At 75.3% G+C, this 18,485-nt stretch carries 19 protein-coding genes; 12 read left to right on the top strand and 7 right to left on the bottom strand.

What is annotated here, in order from left to right:
* Window positions 1-111: 111 nt before the first annotated feature.
* From QMQ26_RS01045 to QMQ26_RS01035, 3 genes are all read left to right on the top strand, one after another.
* Window positions 112-417 carry an ArsR/SmtB family transcription factor gene (locus tag QMQ26_RS01045; protein ID WP_100834554.1) on the top strand — a complete coding sequence of 102 codons (306 nt, stop codon included), beginning with the start codon at window positions 112-114 and terminating at the stop codon, window positions 415-417.
* The gene (arsB, locus tag QMQ26_RS01040) at window positions 417-1,508 is read left to right on the top strand and encodes an ACR3 family arsenite efflux transporter (RefSeq protein ID WP_282204398.1); all 1,092 of its coding nucleotides are present in this window, start codon (window positions 417-419) and stop codon (window positions 1,506-1,508) included. Before QMQ26_RS01045 ends, arsB begins: the two co-directional genes overlap by 1 nt.
* Before the next feature lie 157 nt (window positions 1,509-1,665).
* On the top strand, window positions 1,666-2,463 hold the full coding sequence (locus QMQ26_RS01035; protein ID WP_282204397.1) for a maleylpyruvate isomerase N-terminal domain-containing protein: 798 nt from the start codon (window positions 1,666-1,668) through the stop codon (window positions 2,461-2,463).
* Window positions 2,464-2,582: 119 nt separating this feature from the next.
* On the opposite strand, the gene QMQ26_RS01030 is transcribed toward QMQ26_RS01035, so the two are convergent.
* Window positions 2,583-2,753 carry a hydrophobic protein gene (locus tag QMQ26_RS01030; protein WP_100838233.1) on the bottom strand — a complete coding sequence of 57 codons (171 nt, stop codon included), beginning with the start codon at window positions 2,751-2,753 and terminating at the stop codon, window positions 2,583-2,585.
* A gap of 130 nt (window positions 2,754-2,883) precedes the next feature.
* On the opposite strand from QMQ26_RS01030, the gene QMQ26_RS01025 reads away from it, so the two are divergent.
* From QMQ26_RS01025 to QMQ26_RS01015, 3 genes are all read left to right on the top strand, one after another.
* Window positions 2,884-3,057, top strand: coding sequence for a CsbD family protein (locus QMQ26_RS01025; protein WP_282204396.1), 174 nt, complete (start codon window positions 2,884-2,886; stop codon window positions 3,055-3,057).
* Between the two features lie 257 nt (window positions 3,058-3,314).
* The gene (locus tag QMQ26_RS01020) at window positions 3,315-4,664 is read left to right on the top strand and encodes an AI-2E family transporter (protein WP_282204395.1); all 1,350 of its coding nucleotides are present in this window, start codon (window positions 3,315-3,317) and stop codon (window positions 4,662-4,664) included.
* 140 nt (window positions 4,665-4,804) lie between these two features.
* A complete protein-coding gene (locus QMQ26_RS01015; protein ID WP_100834550.1) occupies window positions 4,805-5,974 on the top strand; it encodes an acyl-CoA dehydrogenase family protein in 1,170 nt (389 codons plus the stop codon).
* A gap of 111 nt (window positions 5,975-6,085) precedes the next feature.
* Here the strand turns inward: QMQ26_RS01015 and QMQ26_RS01010 are convergent, their stop codons facing one another.
* From QMQ26_RS01010 to QMQ26_RS01000, 4 genes are all read right to left on the bottom strand, one after another.
* Window positions 6,086-6,889: a hypothetical protein gene (locus QMQ26_RS01010; protein ID WP_282204394.1), complete on the bottom strand. Its 804-nt coding sequence runs from the start codon at window positions 6,887-6,889 to the stop codon at window positions 6,086-6,088.
* A gap of 474 nt (window positions 6,890-7,363) precedes the next feature.
* Entirely contained in the window at window positions 7,364-8,179 is an 816-nt protein-coding gene (locus QMQ26_RS01005; RefSeq protein ID WP_282204393.1) for a glycosyltransferase family 2 protein, read from the bottom strand.
* Between the two features lie 298 nt (window positions 8,180-8,477).
* The gene (locus tag QMQ26_RS38595; RefSeq protein ID WP_449768984.1) at window positions 8,478-8,546 is read right to left on the bottom strand and encodes a hypothetical protein; all 69 of its coding nucleotides are present in this window, start codon (window positions 8,544-8,546) and stop codon (window positions 8,478-8,480) included.
* A 23-nt stretch (window positions 8,547-8,569) separates the two neighbouring features.
* Entirely contained in the window at window positions 8,570-9,277 is a 708-nt protein-coding gene (locus QMQ26_RS01000; protein WP_282204392.1) for a hypothetical protein, read from the bottom strand.
* A gap of 542 nt (window positions 9,278-9,819) precedes the next feature.
* On the opposite strand from QMQ26_RS01000, the gene QMQ26_RS00995 reads away from it, so the two are divergent.
* A complete protein-coding gene (locus QMQ26_RS00995) occupies window positions 9,820-11,088 on the top strand; it encodes a metallophosphoesterase (RefSeq protein WP_449768983.1) in 1,269 nt (422 codons plus the stop codon).
* Between the two features lie 49 nt (window positions 11,089-11,137).
* Here QMQ26_RS00995 and QMQ26_RS00990 read toward each other — a convergent pair whose 3' ends face one another.
* On the bottom strand, window positions 11,138-11,530 hold the full coding sequence (locus tag QMQ26_RS00990; protein ID WP_282206701.1) for a DUF2000 domain-containing protein: 393 nt from the start codon (window positions 11,528-11,530) through the stop codon (window positions 11,138-11,140).
* 126 nt (window positions 11,531-11,656) lie between these two features.
* Between QMQ26_RS00990 and QMQ26_RS00985 the strand changes: the two genes are divergently transcribed.
* Window positions 11,657-12,457, top strand: coding sequence for a helix-turn-helix transcriptional regulator (locus tag QMQ26_RS00985; protein ID WP_282204390.1), 801 nt, complete (start codon window positions 11,657-11,659; stop codon window positions 12,455-12,457).
* A gap of 188 nt (window positions 12,458-12,645) precedes the next feature.
* Window positions 12,646-13,884, top strand: a complete 1,239-nt coding sequence (locus QMQ26_RS00980; RefSeq protein ID WP_282204389.1) for a glycoside hydrolase family 6 protein — start codon at window positions 12,646-12,648, stop codon at window positions 13,882-13,884.
* Between the two features lie 93 nt (window positions 13,885-13,977).
* On the opposite strand, the gene QMQ26_RS00975 is transcribed toward QMQ26_RS00980, so the two are convergent.
* Window positions 13,978-14,445 carry a MarR family winged helix-turn-helix transcriptional regulator gene (locus tag QMQ26_RS00975; protein ID WP_404814248.1) on the bottom strand — a complete coding sequence of 156 codons (468 nt, stop codon included), beginning with the start codon at window positions 14,443-14,445 and terminating at the stop codon, window positions 13,978-13,980.
* Window positions 14,446-14,623: 178 nt separating this feature from the next.
* On the opposite strand from QMQ26_RS00975, the gene QMQ26_RS00970 reads away from it, so the two are divergent.
* The 3 genes from QMQ26_RS00970 (at window position 14,624) to QMQ26_RS00960 (ending at window position 18,177) form a co-directional block, all read left to right on the top strand.
* Complete coding sequence (locus QMQ26_RS00970) at window positions 14,624-15,472, top strand: alpha/beta fold hydrolase (RefSeq protein WP_100834544.1); 849 nt, start codon at window positions 14,624-14,626, stop codon at window positions 15,470-15,472.
* A gap of 153 nt (window positions 15,473-15,625) precedes the next feature.
* Window positions 15,626-16,369 (top strand): ABC transporter ATP-binding protein, encoded by a 744-nt coding sequence (locus QMQ26_RS00965; RefSeq protein WP_282204387.1) that lies wholly within the window; start codon window positions 15,626-15,628, stop codon window positions 16,367-16,369.
* A gap of 8 nt (window positions 16,370-16,377) precedes the next feature.
* Window positions 16,378-18,177, top strand: coding sequence for a DUF6297 family protein (locus QMQ26_RS00960; RefSeq protein WP_282204386.1), 1,800 nt, complete (start codon window positions 16,378-16,380; stop codon window positions 18,175-18,177).
* Window positions 18,178-18,485 lie beyond the last annotated feature (308 nt).

Here is an 18,485-nt window from a genome sequence, read left to right as displayed (position 1 = left end):
CGGACGGGGGAGGGCGGGACGGAAAGGGGCGGGCGGAGCGGAAAGGGGTGGGCGGGGCGGAAAGGGGCGGGGCGGTCGCATCAGCAGCCGCTGATGTGAAAGTATCAGCGCATGGTGATGTCAGTCGACACTGACCTGTTGCGGGTGCTGTCCGACCCGCTCAGGCTGCAGATCGTGACCCTGCTGGCCCGCGAGACCCTGTGCACCACGCACCTGGTGGCGGAGACCGGTGCCCGCCAGACCAACCTCTCCAACCACCTCAAGGTGCTGCGGGACGCGGGCGTGGTGGACACCGAGCCGTGCGGGCGGTTCACGTACTACCGGCTGCGGCCGGAGGTGCTGGAGTCGCTGTCCGCGCGGTTCGCCGACCTGGCCGCCACCGCGCGCGCCCACGGCGACGTGAAGAGGTCCTGCTGATGGTCCGCACCGCGCCCGCCCCGGACACCGCAACCGCCGGGGCGGCGTCCGTCGCCGGGAGGCTGTCGTTCGTCGACCGCTGGCTCGCGGTGTGGATTCTCGGCGCGATGGCCGTCGGCCTCGGGCTGGGGCGGCTGGTCCCCGGGCTGAACGACCCCCTGGCGCAGGTGGCGGTCGGCGGGATCTCGCTGCCCATCGGGCTGGGGCTGCTGGTGATGATGTACCCGGTGCTGGCGAAGGTCCGCTACGACCGGCTCGACACCGTCACCGGCGACCGCCGCCTGATGGCATCCTCGCTGGTCGTCAACTGGGTCGTCGGGCCCGCCGTGATGTTCGCCCTCGCCTGGGCCCTGCTGCCCGACCTGCCCGAGTACCGCACCGGGCTGATCGTGGTCGGGCTGGCCCGCTGCATCGCGATGGTGATCATCTGGAACGACCTCGCCCGCGGCGACCGCGAGGCCGCCGCCGTCCTGGTCGCGCTCAACAGCGTCTTCCAGGTCGTCATGTTCGGCGTACTGGGCTGGTTCTACCTCGACCTGCTGCCCGGTTGGCTCGGCCTGGGCGAGGGCGAGCACCTCGACGTCTCGATGGGGAGGATCGCGCTCAACGTCGTCGTCTTCCTCGGCGTCCCGCTGATCGCCGGGTTCCTCACCCGCCGCATCGGCGAGAGGAAGCTCGGCCGCGAACGCTACGAGAGCAACCTGCTCCCGAAGATCGGCCCCTGGGCCCTGTACGGCCTGCTGTTCACGATCGTGGTCCTGTTCGCCCTCCAGGGGCGGGCCGTCACCTCGCAGCCGCTGGACGTCGCCCGGATCGCGCTGCCGCTGCTGGCCTACTTCGCGCTCATGTGGTTCGGCACCTTCGCCCTCGGCAAGGGACTCGGCCTGAACTACGACCGCACCGCCACCCTCGCGTTCACCGCCGCCGGCAACAACTTCGAACTCGCCATCGCCGTCGCCATCGGGACCTTCGGCGTCACCTCCGGCCAGGCCCTGGCCGGTGTGGTCGGCCCGCTGATCGAAGTCCCGGTCCTGATCGCCCTGGTCCGGGTCGCCCTCGCCCGACGCCCGGCGTTCGCCCCGACGGACTGACCCGGCACCTCGGCGGACCGACCGGCCGCCCCGGCACCCCGGCGGACCGACCGGCCGTTCCGGTGCCCCTCGGCCACGCGGCGAGGCCGGAGCACCCGCCGGCGGTGGGCGGGAAAATCGCTGTCCGGTCGGCGCAGCACGGTGGTAGACATCCGGCGTGGAAAAGAATCTTGAATTCCCGGACCTGCTGGGACTGATCGACGAACGGTCGACCGCCTTCCGCGCCGCGGTCGCCGCCGCGCCCAGCCTCGACGCGCAGGTGCCGACCTGCCCGGAGTGGACGCTGTTCGACCTGGCGAAGCACCTGGGCGGGGGAGACCGCTTCTGGGCCGCCATCGTCGGCGCGGGGCCCGCCGACGGCCCCCCGGCCGAAGCCGTCGCCGCGCGCGCTGCGCTGGAAGTGCCGCGGGAGCGCGAGGCCCTGCTGGCCTGGCTGGCCGCGTCGACGCAGCTCCTGCTGGGCGTCCTGCGCGAGGCGGGCCCGGACGCGGGCTGCTGGGCGTGGTGGAGCGCGCTGCAGACGCCGCGGACCTCCGGCGGAGTCGCCCGGCACCGGGTCCAGGAGAGCGCGGTGCACGCCTACGACGCCCAACTCGCCGGGGGCGCCCCGCAGCCGCTGCCGGCCGAGCTCGCCCTCGACGGCGTCGAGGAGTTCCTGTTCACCTGCGTCGCGTCGCCCAGCGCCTGGCCGCACGAGCCCGCCACCTTCGACTTCCACGCCACCGAGGGCCGCTCCTGGCGCCTCACGGTCGACGGCGACGGCGCCCGCTCCGCCCGCCTCCCCGCGCCCGCCGCCGCGGCCGGTGCGGGCTCGGACCCGGCCGGCGTCTCCGTCCACGGCACGGCCGGCGAGCTGGTCCTCTACCTGTACGACCGCATCCCGGCCGGGTCCCTGCGGGTCGACGGGGACGCCGGGCTGCTCGACCTGCTCCGGGCCTGGGAGCCGGAGGAGTAGGCCGGGGAGTAGGTCGGGGCAGCAGGACGGACCGGCGGCGCCGGTTCATGCCACTGGCCGCTTGGGCCGCCCCGGACGTCCGGGGCGGCCCAAGCGGCCAGTGGCATGACGGGTGCGTCCTACCAGCGGTACCAGCGGTGGCGACCGCCGGAGGGGTGGGCGCCGCGGGCCACGAAACCGACCAGCCAGACCACCAGGACGATCACGGCCACCAGCCACAGGATCTTCACTGCGAAACCGGCGCCGAACAGCAGCAGAGCGAGGAGCAGGACCAGCAGAAGGGGAACCACGACAGCCTCCAGGATCTCGATGTCGCGGCCTCTGCTGCCCCCGGCCACCGCGAATATTCGTGGGAATCTTCCGGTCGGCACGGGGCACCCGGTTGTTCGTCAGCGTGAAACCGGCAGCCAGGAGGCAGAGATGAGCATGGGCGACAAGGTCGAGAACACCGGCGACAAGCTCAAGGGCGCCGTCAAGAAGAACGTCGGCAAGGCCGTCGGCAACGAGCGCCTGGAGGCGGAGGGCCGGGCCGACCAGGCCAAGGGCGACCTCAAGCAGGCCAAGGAGAACGTCAAGGACGCCTTCCGCGACTGAGCGGCTCCCGGCGATCCGGTCCCGGTCCGGCCCGAAACGGTCGGACCCGGACCACCCCGCCGCACGACCCACCGGTCGCGCGCGGCAGACCAGTCGGGCACGGCCCACCAGTCGGGCACGACCCGCCAGCCACCGCTGCGCCGCACGCGCAACGGACACCGACTCCGCCCCGGCGTGATCCCACATCTCCGCCGCGGCGGTGCGGCCGGTGAAGCACGACCCGGCCGAACGGCCCCGGGCACCGGGCACCCTCACCGGTGCGTGCCCGGGGCCGCGCCGCGTCCCCACCCCACCCCATCCTCGGCACCGCTCCGGCCGGTCCCGCCCGCGCACCGGCCGCCTCCGGGGGGCTTCGACTCGCTGCGACGGGGCAACCGGACGGTGCCCACAGCACAGGCCCGCGAGCGGAACGGACCCACGACGATGAAGATGCCACCGGGACTGCGCGTCGTCACCACCGGCGCGGCGGACGGAATCCGCCGCCGACTGCTCGTGCCCCCCGACGCGGCCCCGGCCGCCCCCGTGGCCGACCCCCGCCCTCCGAGGCGCCCGCACGACGCTCCTCGCTCGCCCGCCTGCCCGGGTTCTCCACCGGACTGCGCCTGGCGCTCGGCGCACTGACCGGCTGGTTCCTCTTCCGCCAACTGCTGCGCCTGGAGGAGTTCCTGACGCTGCTGCTGCTGTCCGCCTTCCTCGCGGTCAGCCTGGAGCCGATCGTCGCCGCGCTGTGCCGGCGCCGGCTGCGGCGCGGCTGGGCGGTGGCCGCCGTGCTCGGCGTCTTCCTGCTCCTGACCACGGGCTTCCTGCTGCTGGTGGTCCCTCCGGTGGGCCAGGAGGCGGGCGTGCTGGCCCGCCGCATCCCGCTCTGGCTGGACCAGGTGCACGACCACCACTCGGTCCTCGGCCGGATCGAGGACCGCTTCCACCTCGCCGAGCAGGCCAAGAACGCCCTCGGCGGCAGCGGCGGACCCGGCCTGATGGGTGGCGTCCTGGGCGCCGGACGGCTGCTGCTCGACACCGTCACCTCGGTGACCGTGGTCGCCACCGTGACCCTGTACCTGATGGCGGGCATGCCCGACATCAAGGAGTTCTGCTACCGCTTCGTGCAGGGCAGCCGCCGCGCCCGGGCCCGCGAACTCACCGAGGAGATCCTCACCCGCACCGGGCGCTACATGCTCGGCAACCTGGTCACCTCGGTGATCGCGGGCCTCGCCACCGCCGTGTGGTGCGCCGCGGTCGGCGTGCCGTACGCCGCCGCCCTCGGCGTGTTCGTGGCCCTGATGGACCTGGTGCCGATCGTCGGCTCCACCATCGGCGGCATCGTCGTCAGCCTGGTCGCGCTCGCGGTCTCCTGGCCGGTCGCCCTCGCCACGGCCGGTTTCTACATCGGCTTCCGGCTGCTGGAGGACTACCTGATCATGCCGCGGACGATGAAGTTCGCCGTCGACGTCCACCCCTTCGTCACCATCGTGGCCGTCCTGGTCGGCGGCGCGCTGCTGGGCATCGTCGGCGCACTGGTCGCCGTCCGGCCGCGGTCGCCCTCGGCCTGCTGCTGGACGAGTTCGTCTTCCCGCACCTCGACCACCGCTGACCGGCCCGGTCGGTGACCGGCGCGCCGACCGCCGCCGGCCGGAAGGCCGGAACCGGACGGGCACCGGGGGACGGGCGGCGTCGAAGGGCGATCAAGGGGTAGGCGCACCCGGGGGCGGCACCGTCGCCGCCCCGTCGCCGAACCGAGGAGCACACCATGACCGACACCGTGCTGGCGGAGGACCTGTACCGGTTCGAGGACCTGCTGGCCCCCGAGGAGGCCGAGGTGGTGCGGCGGGTCCGCGACTTCCTGGAACGGGAGGTCGCCCCGCACGCCGACGAGTGGTGGGGCCGGGCCGAGTTCCCGCACCAGCTGATCCCCCGCTACGCCGAACTCGACATCTGCGGCCTCGCGTACCGGGAGAAGCCCGCCAGCAGCCTGCTGAACGGCTTCATCGCGCTGGAGATGGCCCGGGTGGACGCCTCGATGGCCACCTTCTACGGCGTCCACTCCGGACTGGCCATGGGCAGCATCGCCCGCTGCGGCTCCCCGGAGCAGCGCGAGCGCTGGCTCCCGGCGATGGCCCGGATGGAGCAGATCGGCGCCTTCGCGCTGACCGAGCCGCAGGGCGGCTCCGACGTCGCCGCCGGGCTCCGCACCACCGCCCGGCGCGAGGGCGACACCTGGGTGCTGAACGGGGCCAAGCGCTGGATCGGCAACGCCACCTTCGCCGACCTGGTGGTGGTCTGGGCCAGGGACGAGGAGACCGACCACGTCCTGGGCTTCGTGGTGCAGGGCGACAACCCGGGGTTCAGCGCCACCCGGATCGAGAACAAGATGGCGCTGCGCACCGTGGAGAACGCGGACGTGGTGCTCACCGACTGCCGGGTCCCCGAGGCCGACCGCCTGCAGCGGGCGGAGGGCTTCCGCGACACCGCCGACGTGCTGCGGCGCACCCGGAGCGGGGTGGCCTGGGAGGCGGTCGGGGTGATGCTCGGCGCCTACCGGATCGCGCTGGACTACACCCGTCGGCGCGAGCAGTTCGGCGGCCCGATCGCCCGCTTCCAGCTGGTCCAGGACCTGCTGGTGCGGATGCTCGGCAACGCCACCTCCTGCCTGGGGATGGTGGTGCGGCTGGCCCAGCTGGAGGACGCCGGCACCTTCCGGGACGAGCACTCCGCCCTGGCCAAGGCGTACTGCACCACCCGGATGCGGGAGACCGTCGGCTGGGGCCGCGAACTCCTGGCGGGCAACGGCATCGTGCTGGACTACAGCATCGCCCGCTTCGTCGCCGACGCCGAGGCGCTCTACTCCTACGAGGGCACCCGGGAGATCAACACCCTGATCGTCGGCCGGGCCGCCACCGGCATCGGCGCCTTCGTCTGATCCCGGCGGCCCCGAAGGAACCGGAGACCCGAAGCCCCGGACGGCGGACCGGGGTTGACGGGCGGTCACCACTCCCTGACGGGCCGGACGGGCCGTCGACTCGACCTGCCGTCAGGAGCTTTCCGGTGAGGTGGTGTGCTGCTGCGGGATCACCGGCAGCGCCGGGTCGGCCAGTGGGGGCAGCGGGGCCGCCACCGGCGCGGCGGCGGTGGCGGCGGGAGCGGTGGCGGTCGTGACGGGGGCGGCCGGGGGCACCGGCTGGATCTTGTCGTCGCGTTCGTCGTCGCCCGCGCCGTCCTTGGTGGTCAGGACGGTGTCGAACACCTCGCGGAGCTTGTCGGTGGCCTGCTTGGAGAACAGCCCGCACAGCCCGGCGATCCCGGCGAAGCCGTAGGGGTTGGTGGCGGTGCCGTCGGTGCCGTTGGCGAACAGGCCGCCGCGCAGCAGGAAGTACACCAGCAGGGCGAGCGCGCCGCCGATCGCGGTGCGCAGCAGGTACCAGGGCAGCCAACTGGGCAGCAGCTGCCGGTTGCCGGCGTAGGTGGCGAAGGAGGTGGCGGCGTGCACGAAGCTGCCCAGGCCGCTGGCGGCGAGCACGGCCAGCAGCATCGCGGTGTTGGAGGTCAGGTGCCAGGGGCCGAGGCCGAGCACCGTCCACGACATCGGGTCGCCGGTCGGGGCGTGTTCGGCGGTCAGCGTGGTGAGCGGCGTCCAGACGCTGATCAGCACCGCCATGCAGGCGAACGCCTCGACCAGCAGCAGCGCTCCCAGCGGCAGCAGCGTCCAGCCGGACAGCTGCCGCTGGGGCGGCAGTTGGCCGGACGGTTCCGGGGTCGGCCCGCCGGCGGTCCTGGACGCGTCGGTGGTCGACGGGTCCGGGGTCGGGGCCGCTGACGGGGAAACGGAGGAGGACATCGGGGAGTTCGCCTTCCGGTCCGGTGGTGCCTGCACGGAACTGGGCGCGGTGAGCTGGGCGCAGGGGCGGACGCCAACTGTCCGCGGGGACGGACTCTACCCTCCGCACCCGTCCGACGGTGCGTCAGGACGCGGCGTGGGACGCGCCGGGACGTGCCGGGCCCCGTCGGGAAACGGCGGGCGACGGGGCGCGACGGGGTGCGCGGTGGAGCGGACGGGGCGTCAGGGCGTCGGGCCTCCGCGCCCCCGTGCGCCCGATTCGGTCCGCTCCGGCCTGTCCGCTCCGCGCGCGGCGGTTCAGCGGCGCCGCCCGCGAGCCGGGAGAACTTGGCGACCTCGAAGGTGGCGTACGAATTCGAGGCCAGCAGTGAGAACTTGATGCCCTCGCGCCCTCGGGGCGCCGGTACCCGGTCGGCAGGAAGCGCTTGTAGTGCTCGGCGGCGCGCTGGAAGAACTGCGGGCGCTCGGCGCGGGTCAGGCACCCGGGCAGGTCGAAGACGAACAGGTAGTGCCGGACCATCCTGGTGAACAGGTGCGGGCGCACCGCGGCGGCGACCGGCTCGGTCTCGACGGGCTGGGCGTCCAGCAGCTCGAAGGTGCTCTCGTAGCGGTCGAACACGTCGAAGTGGCTGGCGCCCTCGCTGCCCGCCGGGTGCAGGGTGTGCCGGGGCGGATGGTGACGCACTCGCGGTCCAGCACCGCGACCCGGGTGGCGGCCAGCAACGAGCGGTGCACCGCCGAGATCTCCTCGTAGAAGCCGTCCGGGAAGGCCGGGATGGTCCCGCTGCGCATCAGCCGGTCCCAGACGAGCGGCGGGGCGCCGAACAGCTCCGGGCGCTCGGCGGGGGAGAACACCGCGGGCCCGGCGGCGGCCAGCAGTTCGGCCGCGTTGCCCGGCCAGACCTTGCCCCGGTACTCCCGGTTGTGGCCGAACAGCAGCACGTCGACCTCGCCGGTCTCGGTGAGCCGCGCGTCCATCGCCTCGAACGCGTCCTCGGGCAGCAGGTGGTCGGCGTCCAGGAACAGCAGGTACTGCCCGCGGGCGTGCGCGGCCCCGGCCATCCGGGCCCGCCCGATGCCGGTCTCGGCGTCCAGCCGCAGCACCCGCACCCGGGCGTCACGCAGTTCGTACGCCTCGACCAGCCGCTCGGGACAGTGCTCGGACGGGGTCTGCACCACGATGATCTCGAATTCGCGGAAGGACTGCCCGAGCAGGGAGTCGAGGCATTCCTTCAGTTGTCCTTGCTCGTCGTAAGCGGGCAGCACGACGGTGATCAGTGGTGGGGCCATGGCCGGGAGGCTAGGGGCGGGGACAGCCTCAGGCAAAGGTCGGAAGCCGCACCAAAGCGGCGATACCGGACACCGGCCACGGGAAGTTCGCGGAATCTTCACCGAACGGACATGACTGTGCGATGAAATGTCCGGATAGGGGACGGAACGCCGTGACTTGCTGACGTATCGTCAGATGTACGCGCGGTGGCCGAGCTGCGGAGGCGCCGTGCGAGCGCGCCCCCGGAGCCGCCCGATCAGTACCAGTTGTGCGCCTGCCAGAACGACCACGCCGCGCACGGGCTCCCGTACGTCTCGTTCATGTACGCCAGCCCCAGGTGATCTGGGTGGCCGGGTTGTCCCGCCAGTCGGCACCCGCCGACGCCATCTTCGAACCCGGCAGCGCCTGCATCAGCCCGTACGCGCCGAGGACGCGTTGGTCGCGTGCACGTCCCAACTGCTCTCGCGCTCCACGATGTTCGAGAAGCACTGCAACTGGCCCGCCGGGACGATCTGCGCCGCGATCTGCTGCGGCGTCCCGCCGTACGGGGAGGCCGAGGGCAGTGACGAGGACGGGGACGTGGCCCGGGCCGACGGCGAGGCGGTGGCGGACAGCGACGGGCGCTGCTGCGCGCGGGCGGCCGCCGAAGCCGAGGCGGACGCCCGGGCCTTCGCCTCCGCGGCGGCCTTCGCCTTCGCGGCGGCCTCGGCCGAGGCGGACGCCTCCGCGCTCGCGCTCGCGCTGGCGCTGGCGTCGGCCTCCGCCTGGGCGGACGCCGACGCGGACGCCTCCGCCGCGGCGGAGGCGGAAGCCGACGCGGACGCCTGAGCTTCCTCCTGGGCCTGGGCCTGGGCCTGCGCCTGGGCCTGGGCCTCGGTGGAGGCGGCGGCGGACGCGGAGGCCGGAGCGGGCGACGGCGATCCGAAGGCGTCCGCGGACAGGTGCGGGCTGCCGGCCAGCACCGGGTCGGCGGTGGCGTCGGCCGCGCCGCCGTTCTGCGGCAGCGCGAGCGCCAGGGTGGCGGTGCCCGCGACCGCGAGCGTGGCAATGCCGGTCACCAGGCTGTGCCGGTGGCGGTGGAGCTTCTCCGAAAGGGTCAGGGTCCTGCGGTGGCGCATGGCGACCTCTCCTCGCACGGGGCCGGACGGCCGGGACGGACACGCCGGCCGCCGACCGGGACGCGGAGCGCGCCACGGGCCCGGCGGCCGGAGGACCGGCCGGGGCGCACCCGGTGCACGCGGTGGCAGGGGTCCGGCGGCCGAACCGGCCGGACTGCCTGGGGACGGGACATTCTTGACAGACGTCGAACAGCCGAACAATGGCCCTCGAAACTACGCCCCGTAGTAGCGGACCCGGCACTCCGAGCGGCACCGCCCGGGCCCGGCCGCCCCGCGCGGCCGGTGGCGACCGCCGCCTCCGGACACCCCGAAAACCACCTCCGACCTGCCTGTTCACCTTCCGGCCGCCCGCTCGCCGACCGCCCCAAGGGCCCGCCCCCGTGATCCGCCGCACACCAACTATCCGGGATCGTGGACGGCCGCCCCGATGTGCGCGGGCTCACAGGGGGTGACCGGGAACCGAACCCGGACCGGCACGCAGCGCACCCGGACCACCACCCGCCGTCCACCACGCCGGGCCCACCGCCGATACTGGCCCGATGATGATCGCGGTCGTGGCGGTGGCGGCCCTCGGGCTGCTCGGGCTGATGCACTGGTACCTGTGGCGACGCCTGGTCCGGGACGTCTCCCGCCCCGGCGGCCCCTACCGGCGCACCGGCACCGCGCTGGCCCTCCTGCTCCCCGCGCTGATGCTGCTCGCGCTGATCGGCGGCCGGGCCTTCCCGCTCGCGGTGGAACGCTGGTTCGCCTGGCCCGGCTACCTCTGGATGGCCCTCGGCCTCTACCTGCTGCTCGCCCTGCTGGCCGGCGAGGCACTGCGCCCGCTGCTGTTCCGCCTCCGCCGCCCCCGTCCGCGCGCTGCCGCCGCCCGGCCGGAGACCGTCCGCCCGGAGTCTGCCGAACCGGAGCCTGCCGAGCCGGAGTCCGCCGAGCCGGTCATGCAAAGCACGGCCGAGAGCACTGCGGAGAGCGCGGTCGAGAGCGTCGCCTCACGGCGGCTGTTCGTCTCCCGGGTGGTGGCCGGCGGTGCCGCGGCGGTGGCCGTCGGGGTGGTCGGCACCGGCGCGTACGGGGTGCTGCGCGGGCCGCGGATCAAGCAGGTCACGGTGCCGCTGGCGAAACTCCCGCGCGCGGCGCACGGCTACCGGATCGCGGTGGTCAGCGACATCCACCTCGGGCCGATCCTCGGCCGGGCGCACACCCGGCGGATCGTCGACACCATCAACGCCGTCCAGCCCGACCTGATCACCGTGGTCGGCGACCTGGTCGACGGCACCGTCCCCGAACTCGGCCCGGCCGCCCGCCCGCTGGCCGACCTGCGGGCCAGGGACGGGGCGTACTTCGTCACCGGCAACCACGAGTACTTCTCCGGCGCCGCGCCCTGGGTGGAGTTCGTCCGCGAGCTGGGCGTGCACCCGCTGGAGAACGACCGGGTCGAGCTGCCCCGGTTCGACCTGGCGGGCGTCAACGACCTCGCCGGCACCGCGCACGGCCAGGGCCCCGACTACGACCGGGCGCTCGGCGACCGCGACCGCACCCGCGCCGCCGTCCTGATGGCGCACCAGCCGGTCACCATCCACGACAGCGTGCGCCACGGCGTCGACCTCCAGCTCTCCGGCCACACCCACGGCGGCCAGCTCTGGCCCGGCAACTACCTGGCCGAACTGGCCAACCCCACCGTCGCGGGCCTGGAGCGCTACGGCGACACCCAGCTCTACGTCACCCGCGGCGCGGGCGCCTGGGGCCCGCCGGTCCGGGTCGGCGCGCCCTCCGACATCACGGTCGTCACCCTCGCCTCGCTGCACGCCTGACGTCCCGGGACGGGCGGCCGGAGGCACGGCGGAGGCGGGGCCAGGGTCGTCAGGGGTGCATCCGGGCTCCCTTGAGCACCTTGTCCACCGCGTTGCGCGGGCCGTGCAGGGCCAGGCCGACCAGGTCCAGCGCCGTGGTCGGCACGGCCCGGACCGCCGCCCGGTTGTCGCGGTCGTTGCCGGTGGCGAACAGTTCCGCGGTGAACACCGCCGTCGGCAGCCCGCGCGCCAGCGCCCGCCCGTGCGCGGCGGCCAGCAGCTCGGACCCGCCCTCCAGGACCAGTACCGGCTGGCGGAACATCGGCAGGTAGCCCGCACCGTCCGCGTCCAGGTACGGCTCGCCGATCAGCTCCGGGACGGCGGTGCCCAGCCCGCTCACCAGGAAGGCCGTCACGTTCAGCCGCTGCCACGGCGCGAGGTCCGCGCGGAGCAGCACGGCGATCTTGCTGTCGAAGCGGACGGGCGCGGGTGAGGGGAGAGGTCGGTGGCGGGGGCGGGGGTGGTCAGGGTGTTGTCCATGGAGTGAGCGTGCCGCCCGCCGCGCCGCCCGGTCTTGTACGTTCTTCGCATGCCCGCAGCGCCGCCGGAGGAGACCGCCGCCTGGCGCCCGCCCGTCCCCGGCGTGGTCGAGGTGTTCCACGCGCACTTCACCGCGCACCGCTACCCCATGCACGTCCACGACTCCTGGACGCTGCTGATCGTCGACGACGGTGCCGTCCGCTACGACCTCGACCGCCACCGCCGGGGCACCCCGCACGACACCGTCAGCCTGCTGCCCCCGGACGTCCCGCACAACGGCTCACCGGCGACCGAGGACGGCTTCCGCAAGCGCGTGCTCTACCTCGAACGCGACCAACTGGGACGGGAGTTGATCGGCCCGGCGGTCGACGGGCCGGACCTCGCCGACCCGCTGCTGCGCCGCCGCGTCGGGCAGCTGCACACCCTGCTCGGCCGGCCCGGCGAAGAGCTGGAGGCCGAGAGCCGACTGGCCCTGATCGGCGAACGGCTCCGCCACCACCTGCGCCCGCGTGCCACCGCCGCGACGGCCCCCGCCCCCGGGCTCGCCCACGGCCTGCGCGACCTGCTCGACGCCCGCCTCACCGAGCGCACCACCCTCGCCGACGCCGCCGCCCGGCTGCACGCCCACCCCGCCCACCTGGTCCGCACCTTCACCGCCGCGTTCGGCCTCCCCCCGCACCAGTACCTCACCACCCGCCGGGTCGACCGCGCCCGCCGCCTCCTGCTGGACGGCCACCCCCCGGCCGCCGTCGCCACCGCCCTCGGCTTCCACGACCAGTCCCACCTCGCCCGCCACTTCCGCCGCATCGTCGGCACCACCCCGGGCCGCTTCGCGGGCCGGCGCCGGTAGCCGCGGGGCGAGCGGCACGGGCGGTGCCGGTGGCGCGGGCGGGTGAAAGTTTCAGCGCGGAAGGGCCGTCGGCGGGGGTTCCGCTGCGGGTTCGCGGGCCGGGGCCGGGGCGGTCTTGACGGGGCGGTGGCGGGGTGGCTGCATGGGCCGCTCCGCCACCACACCGATCCCTGCCGGGGAGACCTGCCATGCGCCCGATCCACCCCGTCCGAGCCGCGCTCTCGCTGGCCGTGCTGCTCGCGTCCGGCCTCGGACTCGCCACCGCGCCCGCCCAAGCCGCCGCGCCCGCCGCGCCCGCTGCGCCCGCTGCGTCCGGGGCGCGGACCCTCGCACCGGACACCCGGTTCTACGTCGACCCGGCGGGCAAGGCCGCGCAGCAGGCGCTGACCGACCTCAAGGCGCACGACCTGGCGGGGGCCGCCGCGATGGCGCAGCTGGCGTCCTGGCCGATCGCGCAGTGGTTCAACGGGACGGCGACCCCGCAGGAGACCACCGACGCGATGGCCGCGCTCCAGGCGAAGGCCGCCCTGGCCCGGCAGGTGCCGGTCACCGTGGCGTACAACGTGCCGGGCCGGGACTGCTCGCAGTACTCGGCGGGCGGCGCGTCCAACAGCACCGAGTACGCGGCCTGGATCGACGCCCTGGCCCGCGGCATCGGCGACCGCAGGACGGTGGTCGTCCTGGAGCCGGACGGCCTCGCCCTGTCGCCCGCGTTCTGCGGCGGCACCGCCGCCCAGCAGCAGGACCGCCTCGCCGAGATCTTCGGCGCCGTGGACCGGCTGGAGCGCCAGCGCGGCGCGATCGTCTACCTGGACGCCGGGCACAGCACCTGGCAGAACGTCGGCACCCAGGCACAGCTGCTGATCGACGGCGGCGTGGCCCGCGCGCAGGGCTTCTTCCTGAACGTGTCGAACTACCAGACCGACGCCTCGCTGATCCGCTACGGCACCCAGGTCTCGCAGTGCGTCTGGTACCTGCGCAACACCCCGGGCGCCACCGCCGACTCCTGCGCCAACCAGTACTGGCCGGACGCCGATGCCGACGCCTGGTACGCCGAGCACGTCCCCGCCACGGCCGAGCTGACCCACTTCGTGATCGACAGCAGCCGCAACGGCCGGGGCCCGTGGACGCCGGAGCCCGGCAAGTACACCGGCGACCCGCAGACCTGGTGCAACCCGCCCGGCCGCGGCCTGGGCACCCGCCCCACCGCCGACACCGGCCGGGCCCTGCTGGACGCCTTCCTCTGGGTCAAGGTCCCGGGCGAGTCCGACGGCAGCTGCACCCGCGGCACGGCCGGCCCGGCCGACCCCGAGTACGGCTCGGTCGACCCGGTCGCGGGCGGCTGGTGGCCCGCGCAGGCGCACTCCCTGGCGGACAACGCGACCCCGAAGCTGACCTTCAACACCCACCTGTTCCCGTCGCGCTGACGGCACCCGGCACCCGGCACCCGGCCGACGGACGCCCGGGCGGGCCCACCCGCCCGGGCGTCCGCGCGTCCGCACGTCCGCGTGTCCACCGGGCTACTCCGCCCCGCCGCCGTCCGCGTGCCGGGCGACGATCTCCCGCATGGACGCCAGGAAGCCCTCGACGGTGGCCCGTTCGGCCGGGGACAGCCCGTCGACCAGAGCGACCGTCTCGCCGATCAGCGGGCCGAAGAAGCCCTGACCGAGGGCCACCGCCTGCTCGGTGACCTCCAGCAGCACCCGCCGCCGGTCGTGCGGGTCGCGGGCGCGGCGGACGTGGCCCAGCCGCTCCAGCCGGTCCAGCACGGCGGTGGTGCCCGCCGAGTTGACGCCCAGCTCGCGGCCCAGCCGCCCGGGTGTGGCGGGCGTCCCGGCCCGGGCGGCGTCCAGCAGCGCGATCAGCGCCCGCAGGTCGGTCGGGTGCAGGCCGTGGCACTGCGCGAACGCGGCGGCCAGCAGGTCGAGTTCGACGGTCAGCGCGCGCAGCTGGTGGACGGTGCGCAGGCCCGGGCCGGGGTCGGTCATCCGGTCGGTCATCCGGTCGGCCTCTCTGGGGAGATGGGGACGGGGTGGGTTGTTCGGGGCGGCTCCGTCCCGCATAGTATCTCGCTGAGCGAGAAGCTTGCTGCACGAGATGATTGCCGAGCGAGACGACTGCCGAGCGAGACGACTGCCGAGCGAGGCAACTGCCCGAGGAGCCCCGATGGGATTCGACCGGTCCGCCTTCCTGTCCGCCTACGACGCCCTGCTCGACCGCTGGCCCGTCCCGGTCGACACCCTCGACCTCGCCACCCCGTACGGCACCACCCGGGTCAACGCCGCCGGACCGCCCGGCGCCCCGCCCCTGCTGCTGCTCCACGGCGGCGGCGCGACCGCCGCCAGCTGGTGGGCCAACGTCGGCGAACTCGCCCGCACCGCAAGGGTGTTCGCCGTCGACCGGATCGGCGAGGCCGGCCGCTCCGACCCGGCGGGCCGACCGCGACCGCGTACCGTCGAGGACCTGCACGGCTGGCTGGACGCCGTCCTCGACGCGCTCGGCGCCGACCGCGCCGACCTGTGCGGGCACTCGTACGGCGGCTGGATCGCCCTGTCCTACGCGCTGCGCCGCCCCGCCCGGGTCTCCCGGCTGGCGCTGCTCGATCCGACCGGCTGCTTCACCGGCTTCCGCCTCCCGTACCTGTTGCACGCCGCCCCGCTGCTGGCCCGCCCCAGCGAGCGCCGGGCCCGCGCCTTCCTGGCCTGGGAGACCGGCGGCGCCCCGCTCGACCCGGACTGGGTCCGCCTGTACGGCCGCGCCGCGACCTTCCCCGCCGCCCGCCCCGTCACCGGCCCCCGCCCCAGCCCCGCGGAGCTGGCCGCCCTCGACGCCCCGTGCCTGGTCCTCCCAGCCGCCGACAGCCGCAGCCACGACCCGCGCACCCTCGCCGCCCGCGCCACGGCCCTGCTGCCCCGGGCCCGGGTCCGCACCCTGGCCGGGGTCTCCCACCACGACCTGCCCCACCGGCACCCCGCCGCGCTGAACGCCGAACTCACCGACTTCCTGGCCCGGTAGGGGCCGTCCTCGCCCCCGGCCGTCGCCCGCAGGGCGGCAGCGCGGCGGCCGCTGCGGGGCGGGGGCGTGCCGGGGAGTCGCGGGGCGGTGGGCGGGGGAGCCGGGCGGCGGGTCCATACTTGGGCCGTCCGTCCGTCGAGAGGCATCCTCCGCATGGCCAAGAACTCCGCCGCACCGCGTGCCCGCGCACGCCTGGCGCTGCTGCAACTCACCGGGGTGAGCCGCTCGTACGGCGGCCGGGAGGTGCTGCACCCCGTCGACCTCGACCTGGCGGCCGGCGAGTGCGTCGCCCTGCTCGGGCACAACGGCTCCGGCAAGTCGACCCTGCTGCGGATCGCCGCCGGGCGCGACCTGCCGACCAAGGGCACGGTGCGCTTCGACGGCCTGGCGATGAACGAGAACGACCCCCGCATCCGGGCCCGGGTCGCGGTCGTCGGCGACACCGTCGCCTGCTACCCCGACCTCACGGTGCGCGAGCACCTGCTGCTGGTCGCCGTCGCGCACGGCGTCGCCGACGCCGCCGACTGGGTCGACCAGGTGCTGGCGGACCGCTCGCTCACCGAACGGGCCGACGCGCTACCCTCCGCCCTCTCCTCGGGGCAGATGCAGGCCCTGCTGCTGGCCTGCGCGCTGGTCCGACCGCGCGACCTGCTGCTGCTCGACGAACCCGAGCAGCGCCTCGACCCGCAGGCCCGCCGCCGCCTCGCCGAACTCCTCACCGCGGAACTCGCCGACGGGGTCGCGGTGCTGCTGGTCACCCACCACGGCGACCTCGCCCGGGAAGTCGCCGACCGGGTGGTGGTGCTGGAGGAGGGCCGGATCGTCCGCCAGGGCCCGCCCGCCGAGATCCTCGCCGCGGACGCCTCCGGCTACCCCGCACCGGCCGGGGCCCGGTGAACCGCCCGGTGAACCGCCCCGAGGCCCGGGCCGAAGCCGTGACCGAGGTCGAGGCCGTGACCGTGGCCGGGTCCGTGACCGAGGCGGCGGCCGTGGTCGTGGTCGCGGAGGACGAGCCCGAGGACGCCGCCCCCGCCACCGCCGCCGAGTGGACGGCGGACGACGACTGGACCGACGAGGCGCTGGCCCTGCTGCGCGCCCTGCGCGCCCCGCACCGGCGCAACCGGTTCAAGCAGGTCGCCTTCGGGCTCTACTGCACCCTGCTGATCCTGGTGATCTGGGGCGGCGTCCCCAGCTTCGGCCTCTTCCTCCAGGCGTCGATGGGCGCCGACTACACCACCCACGGCCCCGGCCTGCTGGCCGCCCTGCCCAGCGGCATCGCCGCGGTGGGTCTGGCCACGCTGCTGCTGGCCGTCCGCGACGGACTGTGGCGCGGGCCGGTCGTCCCGCCCCGGGCCACCACCGACTGGCTGCTGGCCCACCCGGTCCGGCCCCGGCCGGTGCTGCGCCCGTGGTTCTGGCTCTCCTGCGGACTGGCCGCCCTGCCCGGGCTGGTGCTGGCCGTCGGCGGCATGGTCGCGCTCGGCCTGACCGTGCGGGTCGGCCTGCCCGCCGCACTCGGCTGGTGCCTGGTGGGCGGGGTGTGCCTGCCGCTGCTGGGCGTCTGCGCGGGCCTGCTGGTGCAGCACAGCCCGCGGGCCGCCCGCTGGGCGCGCACCCTGACCCCGTACGCGACCGTGCTGGTCCTGGCGCTCGCGGTGCAGAGCGGGCTGGCCGTCGCGGGGCACCCCGTGCCCTGGCTGGAGCGGGTCGAGCTGTGGTCGGGCCCGTGGGGCTGGGCCGGCATCGCCGCGCTGGCCCCGACGCCCGCCGCCGTCCCGGGCGGCTGGTTCGCCGCCGCGCTGCTGCTGGTGCCGACCGCGCTCGGCCTGGTGCTCGCCGACCGGGCCGTCGCCACCGTCCCGCTGCCCCTGCTGCGCGAGCGGGCCCGGACGGCCGCCGGGGTGCTGGCCGCGCTGCGCACGGTCGAGCTGCGGGCCGCCCGGCTGGCGGTGGCCGGCGCCTCCGGCGGCGGACGGCCGCTGCGGGTCCGGCTGCCCGCGCCCCGGCGGCCCCGGCTGGTGCTGTACTGGCGCGACACCCTCTCACTGCTGCGGGCCCCGGCCCGGCTCGGGCGCGCGGTGCTGCTGACCGTGCCGGCGCTGCTCTGCGCGGTGCTGGCGCACGGTGCCCGGGGCGGGCTGTCCTGGGCGGTCACGGTCCTCGCCCTGCTGTTCGGCTACCTGGCCGCGGCCCAACTGCTGGAGCCCGCCCGGATCGAGACCGACGACGTCCGCCGGGCGTCCTGGTCCCCGTACCCGTTCGCCGAGCTCATGCTGCGCCACGCGGTGGTGCCCGCCGGGCTCGGGCTGCTCCTGGCGGCGGCCGGGGCGGGCGCGGTGCTGGCGTCCGGCGGCGGTGCGGCGGCCTGGCTGGCGCCGCTTGCCGTCCCGCCGCTGGTCGCGGCCGGGCTGGTGAACGCCTGCCGCGGCGCGGCCCGCCGCGACCTGCTGTACCGCTCGGCGCAGCCGTCCGGCGGGAGCACCGGTGTCGCGGTGTTCGCCGCCTGGTACGCCGCCGGCCCGGCGGTGGCCCTGCCGGTGCTGGCCCTGCCGTTCTCGGCGGCGCTGCGCGGCGGGTCGGCGTCCTCGCTGGTCCAGGCCCTGGTGATCGCCCTGGTGCTGGCCGCGCTCCTGCTCTACTGGGCCCACGCCCGGGCGGGCCGCCTGCCCGCGCAGAGCCGCCCCGGCCCGGCGGGGCCGCAGTAGGGCCGCAGTAGGGCGGCGGCGGGGCAGCGGAGCGGGGTCGCCGCCGGTGGCGCCGGGCGACCGCGCCGAAAGCGGCCCGGGGCTCCCGGGGCAGGTGGGGGCGATCGATGCCGCGCCGCCCGTCGAGCCGCCCGACGACGCCCGGCCGAGGTCATTGCGTTGGGTCGCCGTCCGGGGGGCGTCCGGCCGTGTGCGACGCATCCGGCGTCGTGGTCGTGTTCCCCGGCGTGCCCGGTGCTCGCCCTCCGCCGGTCCGGCTGTCCTCGGGCGGGTCGGGATCGTCGGCAAGTTTGCGTTACCGCAAATGT

The organism is Kitasatospora fiedleri, assembly GCF_948472415.1.
In the GTDB taxonomy this organism is placed as follows: Bacteria; Actinomycetota; Actinomycetes; order Streptomycetales; family Streptomycetaceae; genus Kitasatospora; species Kitasatospora fiedleri.
Note: the sequence above shows the minus strand (reverse complement) of the source record. Positions and strands in the feature narration are given on the sequence as shown.

Bases quoted from the DNA above. Each gene is read 5' to 3' on its own strand.
- QMQ26_RS01010 (WP_282204394.1), bottom strand. From the start codon at position 6,889: ATGTCCTCCTCCGTTTCCCCGTCAGCGGCCCCGACCCCGGACCCGTCG.
- QMQ26_RS01045 (WP_100834554.1), top strand. From the start codon at position 112: ATGGTGATGTCAGTCGACACTGACCTGTTGCGGGTGCTGTCCGACCCG.
- QMQ26_RS00965 (WP_282204387.1), top strand. From the start codon at position 15,626: ATGGCCAAGAACTCCGCCGCACCGCGTGCCCGCGCACGCCTGGCGCTG.
- QMQ26_RS00975 (WP_404814248.1), bottom strand. From the start codon at position 14,445: ATGACCGACCCCGGCCCGGGCCTGCGCACCGTCCACCAGCTGCGCGCG.
- QMQ26_RS01000 (WP_282204392.1), bottom strand. From the start codon at position 9,277: ATGCGCCACCGCAGGACCCTGACCCTTTCGGAGAAGCTCCACCGCCAC.
- arsB (WP_282204398.1), top strand. From the start codon at position 417: ATGGTCCGCACCGCGCCCGCCCCGGACACCGCAACCGCCGGGGCGGCG.
- QMQ26_RS01015 (WP_100834550.1), top strand. From the start codon at position 4,805: ATGACCGACACCGTGCTGGCGGAGGACCTGTACCGGTTCGAGGACCTG.
- QMQ26_RS01025 (WP_282204396.1), top strand. From the start codon at position 2,884: ATGAGCATGGGCGACAAGGTCGAGAACACCGGCGACAAGCTCAAGGGC.
- QMQ26_RS00995 (WP_449768983.1), top strand. From the start codon at position 9,820: ATGATCGCGGTCGTGGCGGTGGCGGCCCTCGGGCTGCTCGGGCTGATG.
- QMQ26_RS01005 (WP_282204393.1), bottom strand. From the start codon at position 8,179: ATGGCCCCACCACTGATCACCGTCGTGCTGCCCGCTTACGACGAGCAA.
- QMQ26_RS00985 (WP_282204390.1), top strand. From the start codon at position 11,657: ATGCCCGCAGCGCCGCCGGAGGAGACCGCCGCCTGGCGCCCGCCCGTC.
- QMQ26_RS00970 (WP_100834544.1), top strand. From the start codon at position 14,624: ATGGGATTCGACCGGTCCGCCTTCCTGTCCGCCTACGACGCCCTGCTC.
- QMQ26_RS00980 (WP_282204389.1), top strand. From the start codon at position 12,646: ATGCGCCCGATCCACCCCGTCCGAGCCGCGCTCTCGCTGGCCGTGCTG.